Here is a 17,982-nt window from a genome sequence, read left to right as displayed (position 1 = left end):
ATGCGGTTGTGATCGACATCGAGATAGCGACAGAGTTAGCGGCAGAGATGGCGGCAGAGATGGCGATAGGGACAGAGACCAAGGGCAAGGAACGACCATGGCACGCATGAAATTCATCTGTGACGCCGAGCGTTGCATCGAGTGCAACAGCTGCGTCACCGCCTGCAAGAACGAGCACGAGGTGCCGTGGGGCGTCAACCGGCGCCGCGTGGTGACCATCAACGACGGCATCGTCGGCGCCGAGAAATCGATCTCGGTCGCCTGCATGCACTGCTCGGACGCGCCTTGCATGGCGGTGTGCCCGGTCGACTGCTTCTACCGCACCGAAGACGGCGTGGTGCTGCACGACAAGGACGTCTGCATCGGCTGCGGCTACTGCTCCTACGCCTGCCCGTTCGGCGCCCCCCAGTTCCCCAGCGCCGGGACCTTCGGCGTGCGCGGCAAGATGGACAAGTGCACGTTCTGCGCCGGCGGGCCAGAGAAAAACGGCAGCGACGAAGAATTCGAGAAGTACGGGCGCAACCGGCTGGCCGAAGGCAAACTGCCGCTGTGCGCGGAAATGTGCTCGACCAAAGCGCTGCTGGGCGGCGACGGCGACGTCATTGCCGACATACTGCGCAACCGCGTGATCAAGCGCGGCAAGGGCGGCGATGTGTTCGGCTGGGGCACGGCCTACGGCAACAAGGGCGCCACGCAGGGTACCGCGGGCGCGGCGCCGCCCGCCGCGCCACCCGCGTCAGGAGCGCAGCCATCATGACCCGCCTGTTGCTGATCCTGCTGGCCGCCGGCTGCACCGCGCTGGCCGCCTGCGGCGAGCGCGCGCAGACCGCCACGGCGGCGCACAAGAAATCCGACGCGCCGGCGTACGAGGGCGCGCCGGGCGATCCCTTCGTGGCCAAGGGCTGGACGCCGGGCGACAAGACCAGTTGGCAAAACCAGATCCGCGAGCGCAACCAGTACCAGAACGAATACAACCGCACGCCATGACAGCGGCGATGCGAAGCCCGGGGCGCACCCTGGCCGACCCGATGGAGGGCATATGAAGCCGACGCTCAATCCTGGCTGGTTCCGCTACCTGGCGGGGGTGGCCTGCGCGCTGGCCTTGCTGGCGCCGCCCGGGGCCGCGCGGGCCCAAGCCCAAGCCCCGGCCCAGGGCGCTTCCGCGCCGCAGGCGGCCGGCGCGCCCGCCGAGGCCAACAACCCCGCCACGCATCCGGCCCAGCCCTTCGCGGGCATCGCTTCCGAGAATATCTTCAACGTGCCCCGCCGCGATCTCGCAGCCGAGGCGCAGGCCCAGCAGGCGCGTAGCAAGGATCAACCGGGCAACAACGCGCCGGTCTGGCGGGAGGCGAATTCCGACCAGGCGCACTACAGCAGCCTGCCCGCCAAGGAAGCCGGGGTGCTGATCCAGCGCACCGGGCAGAAGTGGCGCCTGTTGCGCAACGGGGTGATCACCGTCTGGGGTGGCTGGCTGATCGTGGTGGTGCCCGCCGCGATCCTGGCCTTTTTCTTCTGGCGCGGCGCGATCCCGCTCAATACGCCGCGTACCGGCCGCATGATCCAGCGCTTTACGCCGCTGGAGCGCATGGTGCACTGGACCATGGCGATTTCATTCGTCACGCTCGCGGTCTCGGGCATCGTGATGCTGTTCGGCAAGCATTTCCTGCTGCCCCTGATGGGCCACACCTTGTTCGGCTGGCTCACCTACCTGCTGAAGAACGTCCATAACATCGTCGGCCCGGTCTTTACCTTGTCGGTGATCGTCGGCTTCGTGATCTTCGTGCGCGACAACTTCCCCGCCCGGGAGGACTGGCAGTGGCTCATCAAGCTCGGCGGGCTCGTGTCCGGCAAGCACGTGCCAAGCGGGCGCTTCAACGCTGGCGAGAAGGCCTGGTTCTGGGGCGGGCTGGTGGTCTTCGGCCTGATCCTGTCGGCCTCCGGCTGGGTGCTCGACATGATCGTGCCCGGCATGGATTTCTACCGCGCCACCATGCAGGTTGCCAACGTCATCCATGGCATCGCGGCGGTGTTGATGATCGCCATGGCCTGCGGCCATATCTACATGGGTACCATCGGCATGGAAGGGGCCTACCGCGCCATGCGTGACGGCTGGGTCGATGAGGCCTGGGCCAAGGAGCACCACGAGCTCTGGTACGACGATATCAAGGCAGGCAAGATCCCCGTGCAGCGCGCGGCCGAGCCGGAGCCGGGCGAGCGCGCCGGTGGCCGGGCCAGCCCGGGCGAAGTCTGAGCGCGCACGGCCGATACCCAACGAGGAGCCCGATCCATGAACCGCATTCTGCTGATGCTCGCCCTGGCCCTTGGCGGCACAGGTGCCCTGGCCAAGCTGCCGCCGCCGACCGAGGCGCAAAAGCTCAAGGCCGACGAGGCCAAGGCGCGCGCCGGCTGGGCCGACAAGGTGGCCGCTTATCAGCTCTGCCGAGCACAAGACAAGGCGGCGGCGCACTACTACAGCGACTTGCAGGCCAAAGGCAAGGTGGTGGCGGCGGCCGCCACGGCCGCGCCGTGCGCCGATCCGGGCCCGTTCGTGGCGCAAGCGCCGGCTGCGCAAGCCGCGGCAAGCACTGCAGGAGGGGCTTCCACCGCACCTGTCGCCACGCCTTCGGATCACAAACCGGCCGCAGCGCCGGGCACGGGAGCGGTACAATCGCCCCGGACATCACCGTGAGAGGAGGTTCGGCATGAAGCGTGTACGTGTACTTTTCGGTCTGGCTGTAGCGGGCACTCTGGCAGGCACTCTGGCCGGCTGCGGGGGCATGGGGATGGGCAGGTCCGATACCGCGGTCGCCGCACTGGCGTCCAAGAGCGGTACCGCGACGCAGGGCAGCATCACCTTCACCCAGCGCGGTGACACGGTGCTGGTCAAGGCCGACGTAACCGGCCTGCCGCCCAATACCGAGCACGGCTTCCACGTGCACGAGAAGGGCGACTGCTCGGCCCCCGATGCCATGAGTGCGGGCGGCCACTTCAACCCGACGGCCAAGCCACACGGTTCGATGTCGATGCCCGACCATCATGCCGGCGACATCAACAACCTCAAGGCCGACGCTACCGGCCGCGCCCAGGCCAGCTTCGAGCTGACCGGCGTGACCTTGGGCGCCGGCCCCACCAGCCTGGTGGGCCGCGCGGTGGTCGTCCACAAGGACCCGGACGACTACAAGACCCAGCCCACCGGCAACTCCGGCGGCCGCATCGCTTGCGGCGTGATCGCCAAGTCCTGACGGATGGGGGGCAGCGCGGGCCGGCGGTTCCCGGCGCGCGCCGCCCATCCCGCATCCCCAACGCCCATGCCCCTGCGCCCTGAAATGACCCACGCGTGCGTCCCCTTGATCGAAGAGGTCGAGGTGGTCGACGAGCAGGGGCGCGTGCGCCAGGCCTTCCTGCCCGGCGAGCGCCCGCTGACGGTCTACCTGGACAAACGCGAGCTGGTGACGCTGATGACGCTGGGCGGGGCGCCGGAGGCCCTGGTGCTGGGTTACCTGCGCAACCAGCGCCTGGTCGAATCGGTCGAGGATATTGCTGCGATCCAGGTCGACTGGGAGACCGAATCCGCCGCCGTCACGACCCGCACGGGCGTGGATCGCATCGAGGAGCGCACGGCGCGCCGGGTGGTGACCACCGGCTGTGGCCAGGGCACCGTGTTTGGCTCGTTGCTGGACGAAGTGGACAATATCCGGCTGCCGGACGACGCCACCCTGGACCAGGAAACGCTCTACGGCATCGTCGACACCATCCGGCTGCAGCAGTCGGTCTACAAACAGGCCGGCTCCGTGCATGGCTGCGCACTGTTCCGCGGGCGCGAGCTGCTGATGTTCATCGAGGATGTGGGCCGGCACAACGCCGTGGATGCCATCGCGGGGCTGATGTGGCTCGAAGGCATGAGCGGCGCTGACAAGGTGTTCTACACCACCGGGCGGCTGACCTCGGAGATGGTGATCAAGGGCGCCCAGATGGGCATTCCCTTCCTGCTGTCGCGCTCGGGCGTCACGCAGATGGGCTACCAGATGGCCCAGCGCGTCAACCTGGCTCTCTTTGCCCGGTGCACGGGGCGCCACTTCCTGCTCTATACCGGCCGCGAACGCTTCCGGCACCAGTTGCCGGAGCAAGCCACGGCCTGACGCCCGGGGGTGGGCGGCCCGTTCCGGGGCCGGGGGCGGCATTTAAGGCGGTGATGCCGGATTTTGGTTGTACAATGCGGCCCATCGCAAGGCCCCGGCAGGTCCGGCGCGCCTGTGAGCAAATGCGAGCAGTGTTCCCGGTCAGCATGGGCCGCGCCCGAGCCTGCCCTCATTTGTTCATCCCGATACCCCTATGAGCATCAAATCCGATAAGTGGATCCGCCGCATGGCGGAACAGCACGGCATGATCGAGCCCTTCGAGCCCGGCCAGGTACGGGAAGAAGACGGCCGCAAGATCGTTTCGTACGGCACCTCGAGCTACGGCTACGACATCCGCTGTGCCGACGAATTCAAGATCTTCACCAATATCAACAGCACCATCGTCGATCCGAAGAACTTCGACGAAAAGTCCTTTGTCGACTTCAAGGGCGATGTCTGCATCATCCCGCCGAACTCCTTCGCGCTGGCCCGCACGATGGAGTATTTCCGCATTCCGCGCAGCGTGCTGACCATCTGCCTGGGCAAGAGCACCTATGCGCGCTGCGGCATCATCGTCAACGTGACCCCGYTSGAGCCGGARTGGGAAGGCTATGTGACGCTGGAGTTCTCGAACACCACGCCGCTGCCTGCCAAGATCTACGCCGGTGAAGGCTGTGCCCAGGTGCTGTTCTTCGAGAGCGACGAGATCTGTGAGACTTCCTACCGCGATCGCGGTGGCAAGTACCAGGGTCAGCAAGGTGTCACACTGCCGAAGACCTGATCGCATACAATGCGCGCGTTGCGGTGTTACGGGAAACCCCGGGGCCGCGCGCCAAGCCTGAACGTCGAGCCACATGCCGACCCAGGGGGACGAATCCCCGGGCCATGTGGCTCAAGTCCTTCTTGCCGTCCAAGGATGCCAAATGAAATTCCGCTTCCCCGTCATCATCATCGATGAAGACTTCCGCTCCGAGAACATTTCCGGCTCGGGCATCCGCGCGCTGGCGCAGGCCATCGAGCAAGAAGGCATGGAGGTGATGGGCCTGACCAGCTATGGCGACCTGACCTCCTTCGCCCAGCAGTCCAGCCGTGCTTCTTCGTTCATCGTGTCGATCGACGACGACGAGTTCGTCAGCGAGGACGACCGGCCCGAAGCCGCGGCCATCGAGAAACTGCGCGCCTTCGTCAACGAAGTGCGCCGCCGCAACACCGACCTGCCCATCTTCCTGTACGGCGAGACCCGCACCTCGCGGCATATCCCCAACGATATCCTGCGCGAGCTGCACGGCTTCATCCACATGTTCGAGGACACGCCGGAATTCGTCGCGCGCCACATCATCCGCGAAGCCCGGGTCTACCTGGATTCGCTGGCGCCGCCGTTCTTCAAGGCGCTGATCGCCTACGCGCAGGACAGCTCTTACTCGTGGCACTGCCCCGGCCACTCGGGTGGCGTGGCGTTCCTGAAGAGCCCGGTCGGCCAGGTGTTCCACCAGTTCTTCGGCGAGAACATGCTGCGCGCCGACGTCTGCAACGCCGTCGACGAGCTCGGCCAGCTGCTCGACCACACCGGCCCGGTGGCGGCCTCGGAGCGCAATGCCGCGCGCATCTTCAACTCCGACCACATGTACTTCGTCACCAACGGCACATCCACCTCGAACAAGATGGTGTGGCATGCCAACGTGGCGCCGGGCGACATCGTGGTGGTGGACCGCAACTGCCACAAGTCGATCCTGCACGCGATCATGATGACAGGCGCGATTCCCGTGTTCCTGATGCCCACGCGCAATCACTACGGCATCATCGGCCCGATCCCGAAGAGCGAGTTCGATCCCGAGACCATTCGCCGCAAGATTGCCGCGCACCCGTTCGCCAGCCAGGCCAAGAACCAGAAGCCGCGCATCCTGACCATCACCCAGGGCACCTACGACGGCGTGCTGTACAACGCCGAACAGATCAAGGAAATGCTGGCTACCGAGATCGACACGCTGCATTTCGACGAAGCCTGGCTGCCGCACGCGGCATTCCACGACTTCTATCGCAACATGCACGCGATCGGCAAAGACCGCCCGCGCAGCAAGGACGCGCTGGTGTTCGCCACGCAGTCCACGCACAAGCTGCTGGCCGGCCTGTCGCAGGCCTCGCAGATCCTCGTGCAGGATTCGGATACGCGCAAGCTGGACCGCTACCGGTTCAACGAGGCGTACCTGATGCACACGTCCACCAGCCCGCAGTACTCGATCATTGCCTCGTGCGACGTGGCGGCGGCGATGATGGAAGCCCCGGGCGGCACCGCGCTGGTCGAAGAAAGCATCCAGGAAGCGATGGACTTCCGCCGCGCCATGCGCAAGGTCGAAGGCGACTACGATGCCGGCAACAACGGCGACTGGTGGTTCAAGGTGTGGGGCCCCGAGGCGCTGGTCGAGGACGACATCGGCGACCGCGAAGAGTGGATGCTCAAGGCCAACGAACGCTGGCACGGCTTCGGCGACCTGGCCGACGGCTTCAACCTGCTCGACCCGATCAAGGCCACCATCATCACCCCGGGCCTGGACGTGGACGGCGAGTTCAGCGACCGCGGCATCCCTGCGGCCATCGTCACCAAGTACCTGGCCGAGCACGGCATCATCATCGAGAAGACCGGGCTGTACTCGTTCTTCATCATGTTCACCATCGGCATCACCAAGGGCCGCTGGAACTCGCTGGTGACCGAGCTGCAGCAGTTCAAGGACGACTACGACCAGAACCAGCCGCTGTGGCGCGTGCTGCCGGAATTCGTCGGCAAGCATCCTCAGTACGAGAAGCTCGGCCTGCGTGACCTGTGCGATGCGATCCATAGCGTCTACAAGGCCAATGACGTGGCCCGCGTGACCACCGAGATGTACCTGTCGGACATGGAACCGGCGATGAAGCCGTCGGACGCGTGGGCCATGATGGCCCACCGCGAGATCGAGCGCGTGGCCGTCGACGAGCTGGAAGGTCGCGTCACCGCCATCCTGCTCACGCCTTACCCCCCGGGCATTCCGCTGCTGATCCCGGGCGAGCGCTTCAACCGCATCATCGTGCAGTACCTGAAGTTCGCACGCGAGTTCAACAAGCTGTTCCCCGGCTTCGAGACCGACATCCACGGCCTGGTCGAGGAAGAGGTCGAGGGTGGTGGCAAGGCGTATTTCGTCGACTGCGTGAAGTAACGCAGGCTGGCGGCAAAAAAGAAGGCCTCGCGCGTGCGAGGCCTTTTTTCTGCGCTCGCCCATGCCTTGCGCACGGCCGACGCGTTGCGCGAGATTGCGATAGAGTGGCGCTCACAAATCTATGCAACCTCGACGGAGTGGAAATGACATCAGCACGCGTGGTGGAATTGACGGAGTTCGGCGGCCCCGATGTGATGCGCCTGGTGAATGCCGAGTTGCCCGCGCTGGCGGCCGGCCAGGTGCGGTTGCGCCAGACCGCCATCGGCTTCAACTATATCGACGTCTACCAGCGCTCGGGCAAGTACCCGCTGCCGTCGCCGACCGGGCTGGGCCATGAAGCCGCCGGCGTGGTCGAAGCGGTGGGCGAGGGCGTGACCGCCCTGCGCGAAGGCGACCGCGTGGTCTACATGCACGCTGGCATCGGTGCCTATGCCAGCCGGCGCAACGTGCCCGCCGACAAGCTGGTCAAGCTGCCCGACAGCATCGACGACCTCACCGCCGCGGCGATCTTCTTCAAGGCCATGACCGCGCAATACCTCGTGCGCAAGACACATCCCGTGCAAGCCGGCGACATCGTGCTGGTGCATGCCGCCGCGGGCGGCGTAGGGCAGATCCTCAGCAGCTGGGCCAAGGCGCTCGGCGCCACCGTGATCGGCACCGCCGGCTCGGCCGAGAAGTGCGAAGTGGCCCGCGCGGCAGGGTGCGATGTCGCCATCAACTATTCGCAGGCGGACTGGGTGGAGCAGGTGATTGCCGCCACCGATGGGCGCAAGGCGCGCGTGGTCTATGACTCGGTGGGCAAGCATACCTTCATGGGCTCGCTGGACTGCGCGGCACCATTCGGGCTGGTGGCGCTCTATGGCGCCGCCTCGGGGCCCGTGCCGGCGTTCGAGCCGGAGCTGCTCAGCAAGAAGGGCTGCCTGTTCCTGACGCGACCATCGGTGTTCCCGCACAATGCCGATCCGCAGACGTTCCGTGCCAACGCGGCGGATGTGTTCCAGGCGATCGGGCAGGGCGCGATCCGGGCCGCCATTGGCGCGCGCTTCCCGCTTGAGCAGGTGGCCGAGGCGCATCGGGTGGCCGAGGCGCGCGCGACCACGGGCGCTATCCTGCTGCTGCCATGACCTGAACTAAGCAGACAAGATGCGGGGGCAACCCCGGAAATCAAAAAAGGCCTCGGGTTTGAACGGAACCCGAGGCCTTTTTCCATGCTGGCGACCGAATCCGCCGGCGCTTTCTCTCGCTACTTCTTCTTGTCGAACTCGAACTGCGGCGTGGCGGGCTCGCTGTCGGCAGGCGCCGCCGGCAACTCCAGCGTGCCAGGCTCGCTACGGCCGCCTGGCACAGGCGCCGGCACCGAGGCCGCACCGCCCGGGCTCTCGCCCCCCAGCGGAATCGTGACCTCCGCCGCATTGCTATGGTGCAACGACCCCTTGTCCAGGAACATCGTCACCAGGCCCGGCCAGAACATCACCAGCACGACCATGATCAGCTGCAGGCCGACCCAGGGCAGCGCGCCCCAGTAGATGTCGGAACTCTTCACTTCCTTGGGCGCAATGCCGCGCAGGTAGAACAGCGCGAAGCCGAAGGGCGGGTGCATGAAGGAGGTCTGCATGTTCACGCACAGCATCACGCCGAACCACACCAGCGCCGCGGTGGCTGCCGCTTCCGGGTTGCCGCCCATCGAATCGGCAACCACCGGGGCCAGCACCTTGACCGCAACCGGCGCCAGCATCGGCACCACGATGAATGCGATCTCGAAGAAGTCCAGGAAGAAGGCGAGGAAGAAGATGAACAGGTTGACCACCAGCAGGAAGCCGATCCAGCCGCCCGGCAGCGAGGTGAACATGTGCTCCACCCAGGCTCCGCCATCCACGCCCTGGAACACCACCGAGAAGCAGGTGGAGCCGATCAGGATGAACACCACCATGGCGGTGATGCGCGCCGTGGACTGGTAAGCCTCGATGATCAGCCCGCGCAGCGCGGTCAGTTGCCCGGCACGCAGCAGCAGCCACGTGATCACGAGGTAGACCACCGCCAGCGGAATGCGGAAGGCATGCGAGCCGAACGCGACGGTGCCGGCGATGATGGCCACGCCCGTGGCGGCAAGGCCGATACGATAGATATTGCGGTCGAGCTTGCCGAAGCCGGGGTCGCGCAGCACCGCCAGCACCAGCGCGCCGACCGCGCCCATGGCGCCGGATTCGGTCGGCGTGGCGATGCCCAGCATGATCGTGCCCAGCACCAGGAAGATCAGCACCGCGCACGGAATGATGCCGCGCAGGCATTTGCGCCACAGCGCCCAGCCGCGCAGCGTGCGTTCTTCCACCGGCACCGGCGGCAGCCAATCGGGCTTGATGCGGGCCAGCACGAAGGTATAAAGCGCGAACAGCGCGATCTGGATCACAGACGGGCCCCAGGCGCCCAGGTACATGCTGCCCACGTCGGCGCTGCCCATTGGCGTCTTGAGCTGGTCGGCCAGCACTACCAGCACCAGCGACGGCGGCACCAGCTGCGTGATGGTGCCCGACGCCGCCAGCACGCCGGTGGCGTACTTCATGTTGTAGCGGTAGCGCATCATGACCGGCAGCGAGATCATCGCCATGGCGATCACCTGCGCCGCCACGGTGCCCGTGATGGCGCCGAGGATGAAGCCCACGATGATGACCGAGTAGCCCAGGCCGCCGCGCACCGGGCCGAACAACTGGCCCATGGAGTCCAGCATGTCCTCGGCCAGCCCGCACTTTTCCAGTATCGCCCCCATGAAGGTGAAGAACGGGATGGCGAGCAGCAACTCGTTGGCCAGCACGCTGCCGAACACGCGGCTGGGCACCGCCTGCAGGAAACTGACCGGGAAGTAGCCAAACTGAATGGCCAGGATGCCGAAGGCAAGACCCACCGCCGACAGCGAAAATGCGACCGGGAAGCCGATCAGCATGAATACCACCAGGCCGCCGAACATCAGCGGCGGCATATATTCCAATGGAATCATTGCACCGGCCTCTCGTATTTCGATTCGATGCGCACGAGGCCCTTGAGGGCGGCGATGCGCTTGATCAGCTCGGACACGCCCTGCAAGGCAAGGAAGGCGAAGCCGAGGGGCACCACCAGCTTGATCGGGTAACGCGGCAGGCCGCCGGAGTTACCGGATTGCTCGAGGATGTGCCACGAGGGCAGGAACAGCGATTCCCACGATAGCCAGGCAAACAGCACGCACGAAGGCAGCAGGAAGAAAATGATCCCGAAAATGTCGATCCAGTGTTGCGCACGCTCCGATACGTTGCCGTAGATCAGGTCCACGCGCACGTGTTCGTTGCGCTGGAAGGTGTAGGAGGCGCCGAACATCACCGCGATGGCAAACATATACCACTGCAGCTCGAGCGGCCAGTTGTCGCTGAGGTTGAAGCCGTAACGCAGCAGGGCGTTGCCTGCGCTGATCAGGCACGACAGCAGGATCATGATGTTTGCAAGCCTGCCCGTGTGCTGATTCAACCTGTCGATCTGTCGTGACAGACCAAGCAAGTAATACATGGGTTGTCTCCCCTGTTTTTGCGGCGATTAGTTTATCTGTAACAAAATGCTTCGGCGCTTGGGGCTAATACCTACCGCTTCGCGCAAAAATCAAAAGAGCCGGGAGACAATAAAAAAAGCCGCCAGGGGGCTGTCCTGACGGCTTTCTTTCAAAACAAAACTCACGTGAAACTTACGTTGGCACGCTGCGCTGTATTGAATCCGCAGTCTGCGTTTAAAGCGTGGCGCGCGCCGCGGCAATGGCCGCGCGTACCTGCGCCGGCGCGGTGCCGCCGATGTGGTTACGCGCCGCGACCGAGCCTTCCAGCGTCAGCACCGCGTGCACGTCATCGCCGATCAGCGCGGCCTTGTCGCCCAGGCCGGTGACTTCGCGCAGCTCGGCCACGGTCAGGTCGGCCAGGTCGCAGCGGCGGTCGTCGCAGGCGCGCACCGCGTGGGCCACGGCTTCGTGGGCATCGCGGAAGGGCAGGCCGTGCTTGACCAGGTAGTCGGCCAGGTCGGTGGCGGTGGCGTAGCCYTGCAGCGCGGCGGCGCGCATGGCGTCCGGCTTSACGGWGATGCCYGGCACCATGTCGGCGAAGATGCGCAGCGTGTCGGCCACGGTGTCCACCGTGTCGAACAGCGGCTCTTTGTCTTCCTGGTTGTCCTTGTTGTACGCCAGGGGCTGGCCCTTCATCAGGGTCAAGAGGCCGATCAGGTGGCCGTTCACGCGGCCGGTCTTGCCACGCGCCAGTTCGGGCACGTCCGGGTTCTTCTTCTGCGGCATGATCGAGCTACCGGTACAGAAGCGGTCGGCGATATCGATAAAGCCCACGCGCGGGCTCATCCAGATCACCAGTTCCTCGGAGAAGCGCGAGATGTGGGTCATCACCAGCGCGGCGGCGGCGCAGAATTCGATGGCGAAGTCGCGATCGGAGACGGCGTCCAGCGAGTTGCGGCACACGCCGTCGAAGCCCAGCTGCTGCGCCACGAACTCACGGTCGATCGGGTAGCTGGTGCCGGCCAGCGCGGCGGCGCCCAGCGGCAGGCGGTTAACGCGGCGGCGGCAGTCGGCCATGCGCTCGGCGTCGCGCGTGAACATTTCCACGTAGGCCAGCAGGTGGTGGCCGAAGGTGACCGGCTGGGCCACCTGCAGGTGGGTGAAGCCCGGCAGGATGGTGTCGGCGTTCTTCTCGGCCAGGTCCAGCAGCGCGCCGCGCAGCGCGCCCAGCAGGCCGATGATGGTGTCGATCTCGCTGCGCAGCCACAGGCGGATATCGGTAGCGACCTGGTCGTTACGCGAGCGGCCGGTGTGCAGGCGCTTGCCGGCGTCGCCGACCAGCGCGGTCAGGCGTGCTTCGATATTCAGGTGGACGTCTTCCAGGTCGAGCTTCCACTCGAAGCCGCCGGCCTCGATCTCGCCACGGATCTGCGTCATGCCGCGCTCGATCTCGGCGCGGTCGGCCTCGGCGATGATTCCCTGCTTGGCCAGCATGGCGGCGTGCGCCAGCGAACCCTGGATGTCGAAGAGAGCCAGACGCTTGTCGAAGAACACCGAAGCGGTGTAGCGCTTCACCAGGTCGGACATCGGTTCGGAGAAGCGGGCGGACCAGGCTTCGCCTTTCTTGGCAAGTTGGGAGGTCATGGGCGGTAAGGCTGGGTTAGCTCGCAAGCCGGCGGCGGGCCGCGGGGCGAACGAGAGAATTCGGGGAAACCGCGATTATATCGCTGCCGGGCCCCACGCAGACGGTAGCGGCTCCGGGAGGGCCTCCCGGACCTCCCTATAAGGTGTTGTCGATGACCTGGCCCTTGAACACCACCGGCCCGGTGGGGCCGTTGGGGTCGGGCGAGCCGCCGCGCGGCTCCACGCTGATGGCCAGCGCCGGCACCTTGCCCAGCGCCTGGTCGACCGCCAGGCGCAACTGGCGCTGGTGCCCGATCACGCCGAGCGACTGCGGCTTGCCGCCGGCCGGGAGGGCCCAAAGCTGCAGGGCCTGCGCATCGTTCAATGGCAGGTGATCCAGGCGGCGCAAGGTAAGCGCTTGCGAACGTGCATCCCAAGTCACAAGCACGGCGGCCTGGGCCCGATCGTCATTGAGCACGGCCACCGCATTGACCAGCGGGGCAGTGTCCAACTGGCGGGCCATCCGCACGTTGAGGCCGATTGCCACGGCGGCCAGCGCGGCGGTCGCCATGGTGGCGCCGCGCCAGAAGCCCGGGGCGGCCCACAGCCGTTGCCACCAGGCTGCGGGTGCCGCACCGGCTGGGCCGGCGGCGTCGGACGCCTTCATCGCTTGCCAGCCCAGTCGTTGTTCGATCCCGCACCACACCTTCTCTACCGGCGCCGAGGCAGGCTGGAGTTCGGCAAGGCCTGACAGCCTGGACTGCCAGTGGCTGATGGCAGCGCGGATCGCGGGTTCCTCGCGGGCGAGCGTCTCCAGCCGGCGGCGCGCGCCCCCGCGCAACACGCCCAGCGCGTACTGCGCGGCAAGGCGGTCGATCAGGTCGGGATGGCGGCTGAGGTTCATGACAGGCTTTCCAGGCACGTGCGCAGGCGCTCCAGGCCGCGTCGTATCCATGACTTGATGGTGCCAAGCGGCACCTGCAATTGTTCGGACAGCTCGCTATGGCTCATGTCCTTCAGGTAGGCCAGCGAGATAGCCTGCCGCTGTGGCTGTTCCAGCCGCTGCAGGCACTGGTTCAACGCCCGCGCTTGCTGGCTGGCGAGTGCAAGTTCCGCCGGGCCGGCCGCTTCGTCGGCCAGCCACTCGCCAAGGCTGTCGTCCAGTTCCACGGTCTGGCTGGTGCGGGCGGCTGCCTGGCGGCGCAGGCAATCCAGTGCCCGGTTGCGCACGATGGCTGTCATCCAGGTCATCGGGGCAGCCAGGTGCGGCCGGTAGTCGCCGGCGTGATGCCAGATGCTGACGAAACTCTCTTGCACCACATCCTCCGCCCAGTCGTGTCTGTTGGTTATACGCAGCGCGAGGCCAAACAGTTTCGTTGCGGTCTGGTCGTAGAGCTGCCGCAAGGCGTGCCGGTCTCCCATGGCCGCGCCTTGCAGCAACGCGGCAAGCAGGTCGGCGTCGGCCGGCCTGGGGGCAAAAGAGGAGTCGGCGGGGGAGGAGGGCACCGGGGGCGGATATCAGCAAGTGACGTTCCCGGATTATAGGCACGGCTTGCGTGCGGCATGCGAAGGATCGCTGCATCCGATGGCCAATTGCGCGCGTAGAAGAGACAGGCGCCGCCGTTGCAGCCGCGATGCAAGCCGCATCCGAGCGCATGCGACCCCATGAAGGCGCCATCCACCCCTATACAGGAGAACACCATGGAACGCATGCAGTCGAGCACCGCGCAGCACGAACGCCAGGCCGGCGAGGACACGGACAGCCGCATCCTTGTTGCGCCGGATGCGCGCCGGCGCGGCTTGCTGAAAGTCCCCGGCCTATTCGCGCTGGGATCACTCGCGGTGATGAGCCTGGGCGAGTCGATGCCAGCCTGGGCGCAGGTTCAGTCCGGCAGCACTAAGGACGATATCGCCATTCTCAATGTTGCCCTCGGGCTGGAATACCAGGCCATCGCGGCCTATCAGGTTGGCGCGGAGAGCGGTTTGCTGCAAAAACCCGTGCTGGAAACCGCGGTCAAGTTCCAGACGCACCACAAGGCACACGCACAGGTGCTGGCGGGCACGGTGTCCAAGATGGGCGGCAGCCCCGTGATGACCAAAAAGCCGGGTGAATACGGTTTCCCGACCGACCAACTGAAGACCCAGGCCGATGTGTTGCGCTTTGCCGCCGGCCTGGAGAAGGGTGCCACCGCGGCCTACCTGGGCGTATTGCCGAACTTCCACAATCGCGAGCTGACCAAGGCCGCCGGCAGCATCCTGGGTGACGAAGCGATGCACTGGGCCATCCTGCTCTCGGTGCTCGGCGAAGACCCGGTACCGGGCGCGTTCGTCGGCTGAAGCCTGGCCGCCAATATCGGATGGCCAGCCCGGTCTGCCGCTTCTGCCCGGAGAGCCGATACCCACGGTAGACGAGCCACACTCTGCGCCGTCCGGCCTACTGGCCGGACGGGTTCCCCGCCATGGTRCCAGCCACCATGGCGGCTTTTTTGCGCAGTGCGTGCAGCCTCGCCTTAGCCGCTGTTGCGCAGGCCCGCCGCCACCCCGTTGATGGTCAGGTGAATGCCGCGCCGCACGCGGATGTCGTCACCGTCCTTGCCCGAGCGGTAGCGCTTGAGCAATTCCACCTGCAAGTGGTTGAGCGGGTCCAGGTAGGCGAAGCGGTTCTTGATCGAACGGGCCAGCAGCGGGTTGTCCGCCAGGCGCTCATGACGGCCGGTGATCAGCGCCAGCATCTCGCAGGTCAGGTGCCACTCGGCGCTGATGCGCGCGAACACCGTCTTGCGCAGCGCGGCGTCTTCGCACAGCTGGGCGTAGCGCGAAGCCACGGCCAGGTCGGTCTTGGCCAGCACCATGTCCATATTGGACAGCAGCGTGGTGAAGAACGGCCAGGTCTTGACCATGCGGCGCAGCGTGGCCACGGCTGCCTTGTGCGCACGCTCGTCCGGCGCCTCGTCCAGCAGTGCCTTGACCGCGCTGCCAAAGCCGTACCAGCCCGGCAGCAGCAGCCGGCACTGCCCCCACGAAAAGCCCCAGGGAATCGCGCGCAGGTCTTCGATGCGGCGCTGCTTCTTGTCCATCAGCTTGCGCGAGGCCGGGCGCGAACCCAGGTTGAGGTCGGCGATCTCGGTGATCGGCGTGGTGGCGAAGAAATAGTCCTTGAAGCCGGGCGTGTCGTACACCAGGTGGCGATACGACGTGAACGCGCGATCCGAGAGTTGTTGCATCACGGCCTCGAACGTCGCCAGGTCCTTCGGCGCGTTCTGCGTCGGCAGCAGCGAGGCTTCCAGCGTGGCGGCGATCACCGTTTCCAGGTTGCGCCGGCCGATCTCGGCGTTGGCGAACTTGCTGTTGATGATTTCGCCCTGCTCGGTCAGGCGGATCTGCCCGTTGACCGTGCCCGGCGGCTGCGACAGGATGGCCTGGTAGGTCGGGCCGCCGCCGCGGCCAACGGTGCCGCCGCGGCCGTGGAACAACCGCAGCTTCACGCGGCGCGCCTCGAACACCTGCACCAGTGCCAGCTCGGCCTTGTACAGCTCCCAGTTGGAGGTGAGGAAGCCGCCGTCCTTGTTGGAGTCGGAGTAGCCCAGCATCACTTCCTGCTCGCCGCCATGGTGGGCGATCACCGAGGCAAAGCCCGGCAGCTCCAGCAGCGATTGCATGATGCCGGCGGCGTTGCGCAAGTCCTCGATGGTCTCGAACAGCGGGATCACCATCAGTTCCGGGCGCGCCGGGTTGGTCTTGCTGCCCAGCGCGCCGTGCAGCATGCCGGTTTCCTTCTGCAGCAGCAGTACTTCGACCAGGTCGGACAGCGTCTCGGTGTGCGAGATGATGTAGTTGCGGGCCACGCGTGCGCCGTAGCGGGCGCGCAGTTCGCGCGCCATGTTCAGGATGGCCAGCTCGCTGCGGGTCTGCTCGGAATAGGCATGCCAGGGCAGCGTCAGCAGGCGCGGCTGGCGCAGCTCGGCCAGCAGCAGTTCCAGCTTGCGGGCTTCCGTCAGGCCGGCATAGTTGGCCTCCACGCCGGCTGCGGCGAACAGCTCCGCGATCACCGCCTCGTGCACGTCGGACACCTGGCGCATGTCGATCGAGGCCAGGTGGAAGCCGAATACGGCGATGGCCTTGGCCAGCGCGTCGATGCGGGTGCGCGCCAGCGCCTCGCCGTGGTGGGCGCGCAGCGAGTCGATCACGACCTGCACGTCGGCGGCAAAGGATTGCGCGTCGGCATAAGGCGCGGAGTCGGCCACCGGATGGCGTGGCGCGGCCTGCCCGGTGACGGCCTGGCAGGTTGCCGCCAGGCGCGCATAGATGCCGATCAGTGCGCGGCGGTACGGCTCGTCGGCGCGATGCTCGGAGTGGTCGGGCGAGGCATCCGCCAGCGCCAGCAGTTCCGGGCTGGCCTCCACCATCAGGCTCGACATCGACAGTTCGGCGCCCAGCGCGTGGACTTCGTCCAGGTACCACTCCAGGATCAGCGACGATTGCTGGCTCGCGGCATGTTGCAGCGTGTCGGCGGTGACGTTGGGGTTGCCGTCGCGGTCGCCGCCGATCCAGGAGCCCATCTGGAAGAAGGGCGCGAGCTGGGTAGAGGCGGCCGGCGCAGCCTTGCTCTTGCGCGCGGCGGGAAACACCGCGGCGATGTCTTCTTCCAGCTCGCTCATCAGTTGCGGGATGCCGCGCAGGAAGCAGGTGCGGTAGTAGGACAGCGCATTCTCGATTTCGTCCACGACCATCAGCCGCGTATTGCGCAGCATGCGGGTCTGCCACAGCGTGGTGACGCGCGCGCGCAACAGTGCGGTGTTGTGATCGCGCTCACGCGCAGTCATGGGCAGGTCGCGCTCGGCCAGCAGGCGGGCGATCTCGCGCTCGGCGTCGAGAATGCTCTTGCGCTGGACTTCGGTCGGGTGCGCGGTCAGTACCGGCACGATCAGCGCTTCGTCGAAGAACTTGCGCAGTGTCTTGCCGGTCACACCGGCCGCGTCGATGGCCTGCAGCGCATGTGCCAGGCTGCCCGGCTGCGGCGGCGATCCGGCCAGCGCATGCACGCGCCGGCGGCGGTTGTGGTGCTGGTCCTCGGCGATATTGGCCAGGTGCGAGAAATAGCTGAAGGCGCGCACCACCGAGTTGGTCTGGTCGCGCGACAGGCGCTTGAGCAGACGATCCAGCTCCGCGCCGGCAGCGCGGTCGTTCTCGCGGCGAAAGCGCACGGCGGTCTGGCGGATGGTCTCGACCAGCTCGAAGGCCGATTCGCCTTCCTGCTCGCGCACGCAATCGCCCAGCAGCCGGCCCAGGAAGCGGATGTCTTCGCGCAGGGGCACGTCCTTGTCGCTGGCGCGGCGGGCCGGGGTCGCGGCGGGCGCGGCTTCAGGCTTCGCGGCGCTGGCGCGCCTGGTGCGGGTGGTCTTGGCGGATGGGGCAGATGGGGCGGTCGCGGGAATCGAGGCGGAAGCCAATGCGGTGTCGGGGGCGTCTGCCCGGCTGGCGGTTGGCTTGCGCCGGCCTGCGGGGCGCGCAGCTTGCTGCGTCATGCAATCTCCTGTCGTTT

16 protein-coding genes are annotated in these 17,982 nt (G+C 66.4%); 10 read left to right on the top strand and 6 right to left on the bottom strand.

Going from position 1 to position 17,982, the window contains the following annotated elements; translation table 11 throughout:
• The first annotated feature begins 97 nt into the window (after positions 1-97).
• The 9 genes from fdh3B (at position 98) to AC1DQR_RS03865 (ending at position 8,430) form a co-directional block, all read left to right on the top strand.
• The gene (gene fdh3B, locus AC1DQR_RS03905) at positions 98-757 is read left to right on the top strand and encodes a formate dehydrogenase FDH3 subunit beta (protein ID WP_416049451.1); all 660 of its coding nucleotides are present in this window, start codon (positions 98-100) and stop codon (positions 755-757) included.
• Positions 754-987 carry a hypothetical protein gene (locus tag AC1DQR_RS03900; RefSeq protein ID WP_150984024.1) on the top strand — a complete coding sequence of 78 codons (234 nt, stop codon included), beginning with the start codon at positions 754-756 and terminating at the stop codon, positions 985-987. The genes fdh3B and AC1DQR_RS03900 overlap by 4 nt, the downstream gene beginning before the upstream one ends.
• Before the next feature lie 52 nt (positions 988-1,039).
• Positions 1,040-2,251: a formate dehydrogenase subunit gamma gene (locus AC1DQR_RS03895; protein ID WP_416049450.1), complete on the top strand. Its 1,212-nt coding sequence runs from the start codon at positions 1,040-1,042 to the stop codon at positions 2,249-2,251.
• A 36-nt stretch (positions 2,252-2,287) separates the two neighbouring features.
• Positions 2,288-2,689 (top strand): hypothetical protein, encoded by a 402-nt coding sequence (locus AC1DQR_RS03890; RefSeq protein WP_416049449.1) that lies wholly within the window; start codon positions 2,288-2,290, stop codon positions 2,687-2,689.
• 13 nt (positions 2,690-2,702) lie between these two features.
• Entirely contained in the window at positions 2,703-3,242 is a 540-nt protein-coding gene (locus AC1DQR_RS03885; protein WP_416049448.1) for a superoxide dismutase family protein, read from the top strand.
• 66 nt (positions 3,243-3,308) lie between these two features.
• Complete coding sequence (locus AC1DQR_RS03880) at positions 3,309-4,139, top strand: formate dehydrogenase accessory sulfurtransferase FdhD (protein ID WP_416049447.1); 831 nt, start codon at positions 3,309-3,311, stop codon at positions 4,137-4,139.
• 193 nt (positions 4,140-4,332) lie between these two features.
• The gene (gene dcd / locus AC1DQR_RS03875) at positions 4,333-4,899 is read left to right on the top strand and encodes a dCTP deaminase (RefSeq protein ID WP_477132554.1); all 567 of its coding nucleotides are present in this window, start codon (positions 4,333-4,335) and stop codon (positions 4,897-4,899) included.
• 142 nt (positions 4,900-5,041) lie between these two features.
• Positions 5,042-7,306 (top strand): arginine/lysine/ornithine decarboxylase, encoded by a 2,265-nt coding sequence (locus AC1DQR_RS03870; protein WP_183036612.1) that lies wholly within the window; start codon positions 5,042-5,044, stop codon positions 7,304-7,306.
• 143 nt (positions 7,307-7,449) lie between these two features.
• Complete coding sequence (locus AC1DQR_RS03865; protein ID WP_416049446.1) at positions 7,450-8,430, top strand: quinone oxidoreductase family protein; 981 nt, start codon at positions 7,450-7,452, stop codon at positions 8,428-8,430.
• Between the two features lie 119 nt (positions 8,431-8,549).
• Here AC1DQR_RS03865 and AC1DQR_RS03860 read toward each other — a convergent pair whose 3' ends face one another.
• From AC1DQR_RS03860 to AC1DQR_RS03840, 5 genes are all read right to left on the bottom strand, one after another.
• Entirely contained in the window at positions 8,550-10,298 is a 1,749-nt protein-coding gene (locus AC1DQR_RS03860; protein WP_416049445.1) for a TRAP transporter large permease, read from the bottom strand.
• Positions 10,295-10,837 carry a TRAP transporter small permease subunit gene (locus AC1DQR_RS03855; protein ID WP_416049444.1) on the bottom strand — a complete coding sequence of 181 codons (543 nt, stop codon included), beginning with the start codon at positions 10,835-10,837 and terminating at the stop codon, positions 10,295-10,297. Before AC1DQR_RS03855 ends, AC1DQR_RS03860 begins: the two co-directional genes overlap by 4 nt.
• Before the next feature lie 214 nt (positions 10,838-11,051).
• Positions 11,052-12,461, bottom strand: a complete 1,410-nt coding sequence (gene argH, locus AC1DQR_RS03850; protein ID WP_477132553.1) for an argininosuccinate lyase — start codon at positions 12,459-12,461, stop codon at positions 11,052-11,054.
• 136 nt (positions 12,462-12,597) lie between these two features.
• Complete coding sequence (locus AC1DQR_RS03845) at positions 12,598-13,344, bottom strand: anti-sigma factor (protein ID WP_477132552.1); 747 nt, start codon at positions 13,342-13,344, stop codon at positions 12,598-12,600.
• On the bottom strand, positions 13,341-13,946 hold the full coding sequence (locus AC1DQR_RS03840; RefSeq protein ID WP_416049442.1) for a sigma-70 family RNA polymerase sigma factor: 606 nt from the start codon (positions 13,944-13,946) through the stop codon (positions 13,341-13,343). The genes AC1DQR_RS03845 and AC1DQR_RS03840 overlap by 4 nt, the downstream gene beginning before the upstream one ends.
• A gap of 195 nt (positions 13,947-14,141) precedes the next feature.
• Here AC1DQR_RS03840 and AC1DQR_RS03835 point away from each other — a divergent pair, with 195 nt between their 5' ends.
• Positions 14,142-14,777 carry a ferritin-like domain-containing protein gene (locus AC1DQR_RS03835; protein WP_043348737.1) on the top strand — a complete coding sequence of 212 codons (636 nt, stop codon included), beginning with the start codon at positions 14,142-14,144 and terminating at the stop codon, positions 14,775-14,777.
• A gap of 173 nt (positions 14,778-14,950) precedes the next feature.
• On the opposite strand, the gene ppc is transcribed toward AC1DQR_RS03835, so the two are convergent.
• Positions 14,951-17,965: a phosphoenolpyruvate carboxylase gene (gene ppc, locus AC1DQR_RS03830; RefSeq protein WP_416049441.1), complete on the bottom strand. Its 3,015-nt coding sequence runs from the start codon at positions 17,963-17,965 to the stop codon at positions 14,951-14,953.
• Positions 17,966-17,982 lie beyond the last annotated feature (17 nt).

The sequence above is a fragment of the Cupriavidus sp. 05L411 genome, assembly GCF_056398045.1.
Note: the sequence above shows the minus strand (reverse complement) of the source record. Positions and strands in the feature narration are given on the sequence as shown.

Bases quoted from the DNA above. Each gene is read 5' to 3' on its own strand.
- fdh3B (WP_416049451.1), top strand. From the start codon at position 98: ATGGCACGCATGAAATTCATCTGTGACGCCGAGCGTTGCATCGAGTGC.
- AC1DQR_RS03900 (WP_150984024.1), top strand. From the start codon at position 754: ATGACCCGCCTGTTGCTGATCCTGCTGGCCGCCGGCTGCACCGCGCTG.
- AC1DQR_RS03895 (WP_416049450.1), top strand. From the start codon at position 1,040: ATGAAGCCGACGCTCAATCCTGGCTGGTTCCGCTACCTGGCGGGGGTG.
- AC1DQR_RS03890 (WP_416049449.1), top strand. From the start codon at position 2,288: ATGAACCGCATTCTGCTGATGCTCGCCCTGGCCCTTGGCGGCACAGGT.
- AC1DQR_RS03885 (WP_416049448.1), top strand. From the start codon at position 2,703: ATGAAGCGTGTACGTGTACTTTTCGGTCTGGCTGTAGCGGGCACTCTG.
- AC1DQR_RS03880 (WP_416049447.1), top strand. From the start codon at position 3,309: ATGCCCCTGCGCCCTGAAATGACCCACGCGTGCGTCCCCTTGATCGAA.
- AC1DQR_RS03870 (WP_183036612.1), top strand. From the start codon at position 5,042: ATGAAATTCCGCTTCCCCGTCATCATCATCGATGAAGACTTCCGCTCC.
- AC1DQR_RS03865 (WP_416049446.1), top strand. From the start codon at position 7,450: ATGACATCAGCACGCGTGGTGGAATTGACGGAGTTCGGCGGCCCCGAT.
- AC1DQR_RS03860 (WP_416049445.1), bottom strand. From the start codon at position 10,298: ATGATTCCATTGGAATATATGCCGCCGCTGATGTTCGGCGGCCTGGTG.
- AC1DQR_RS03855 (WP_416049444.1), bottom strand. From the start codon at position 10,837: ATGTATTACTTGCTTGGTCTGTCACGACAGATCGACAGGTTGAATCAG.
- AC1DQR_RS03845 (WP_477132552.1), bottom strand. From the start codon at position 13,344: ATGAACCTCAGCCGCCATCCCGACCTGATCGACCGCCTTGCCGCGCAG.
- AC1DQR_RS03835 (WP_043348737.1), top strand. From the start codon at position 14,142: ATGGAACGCATGCAGTCGAGCACCGCGCAGCACGAACGCCAGGCCGGC.
- ppc (WP_416049441.1), bottom strand. From the start codon at position 17,965: ATGACGCAGCAAGCTGCGCGCCCCGCAGGCCGGCGCAAGCCAACCGCC.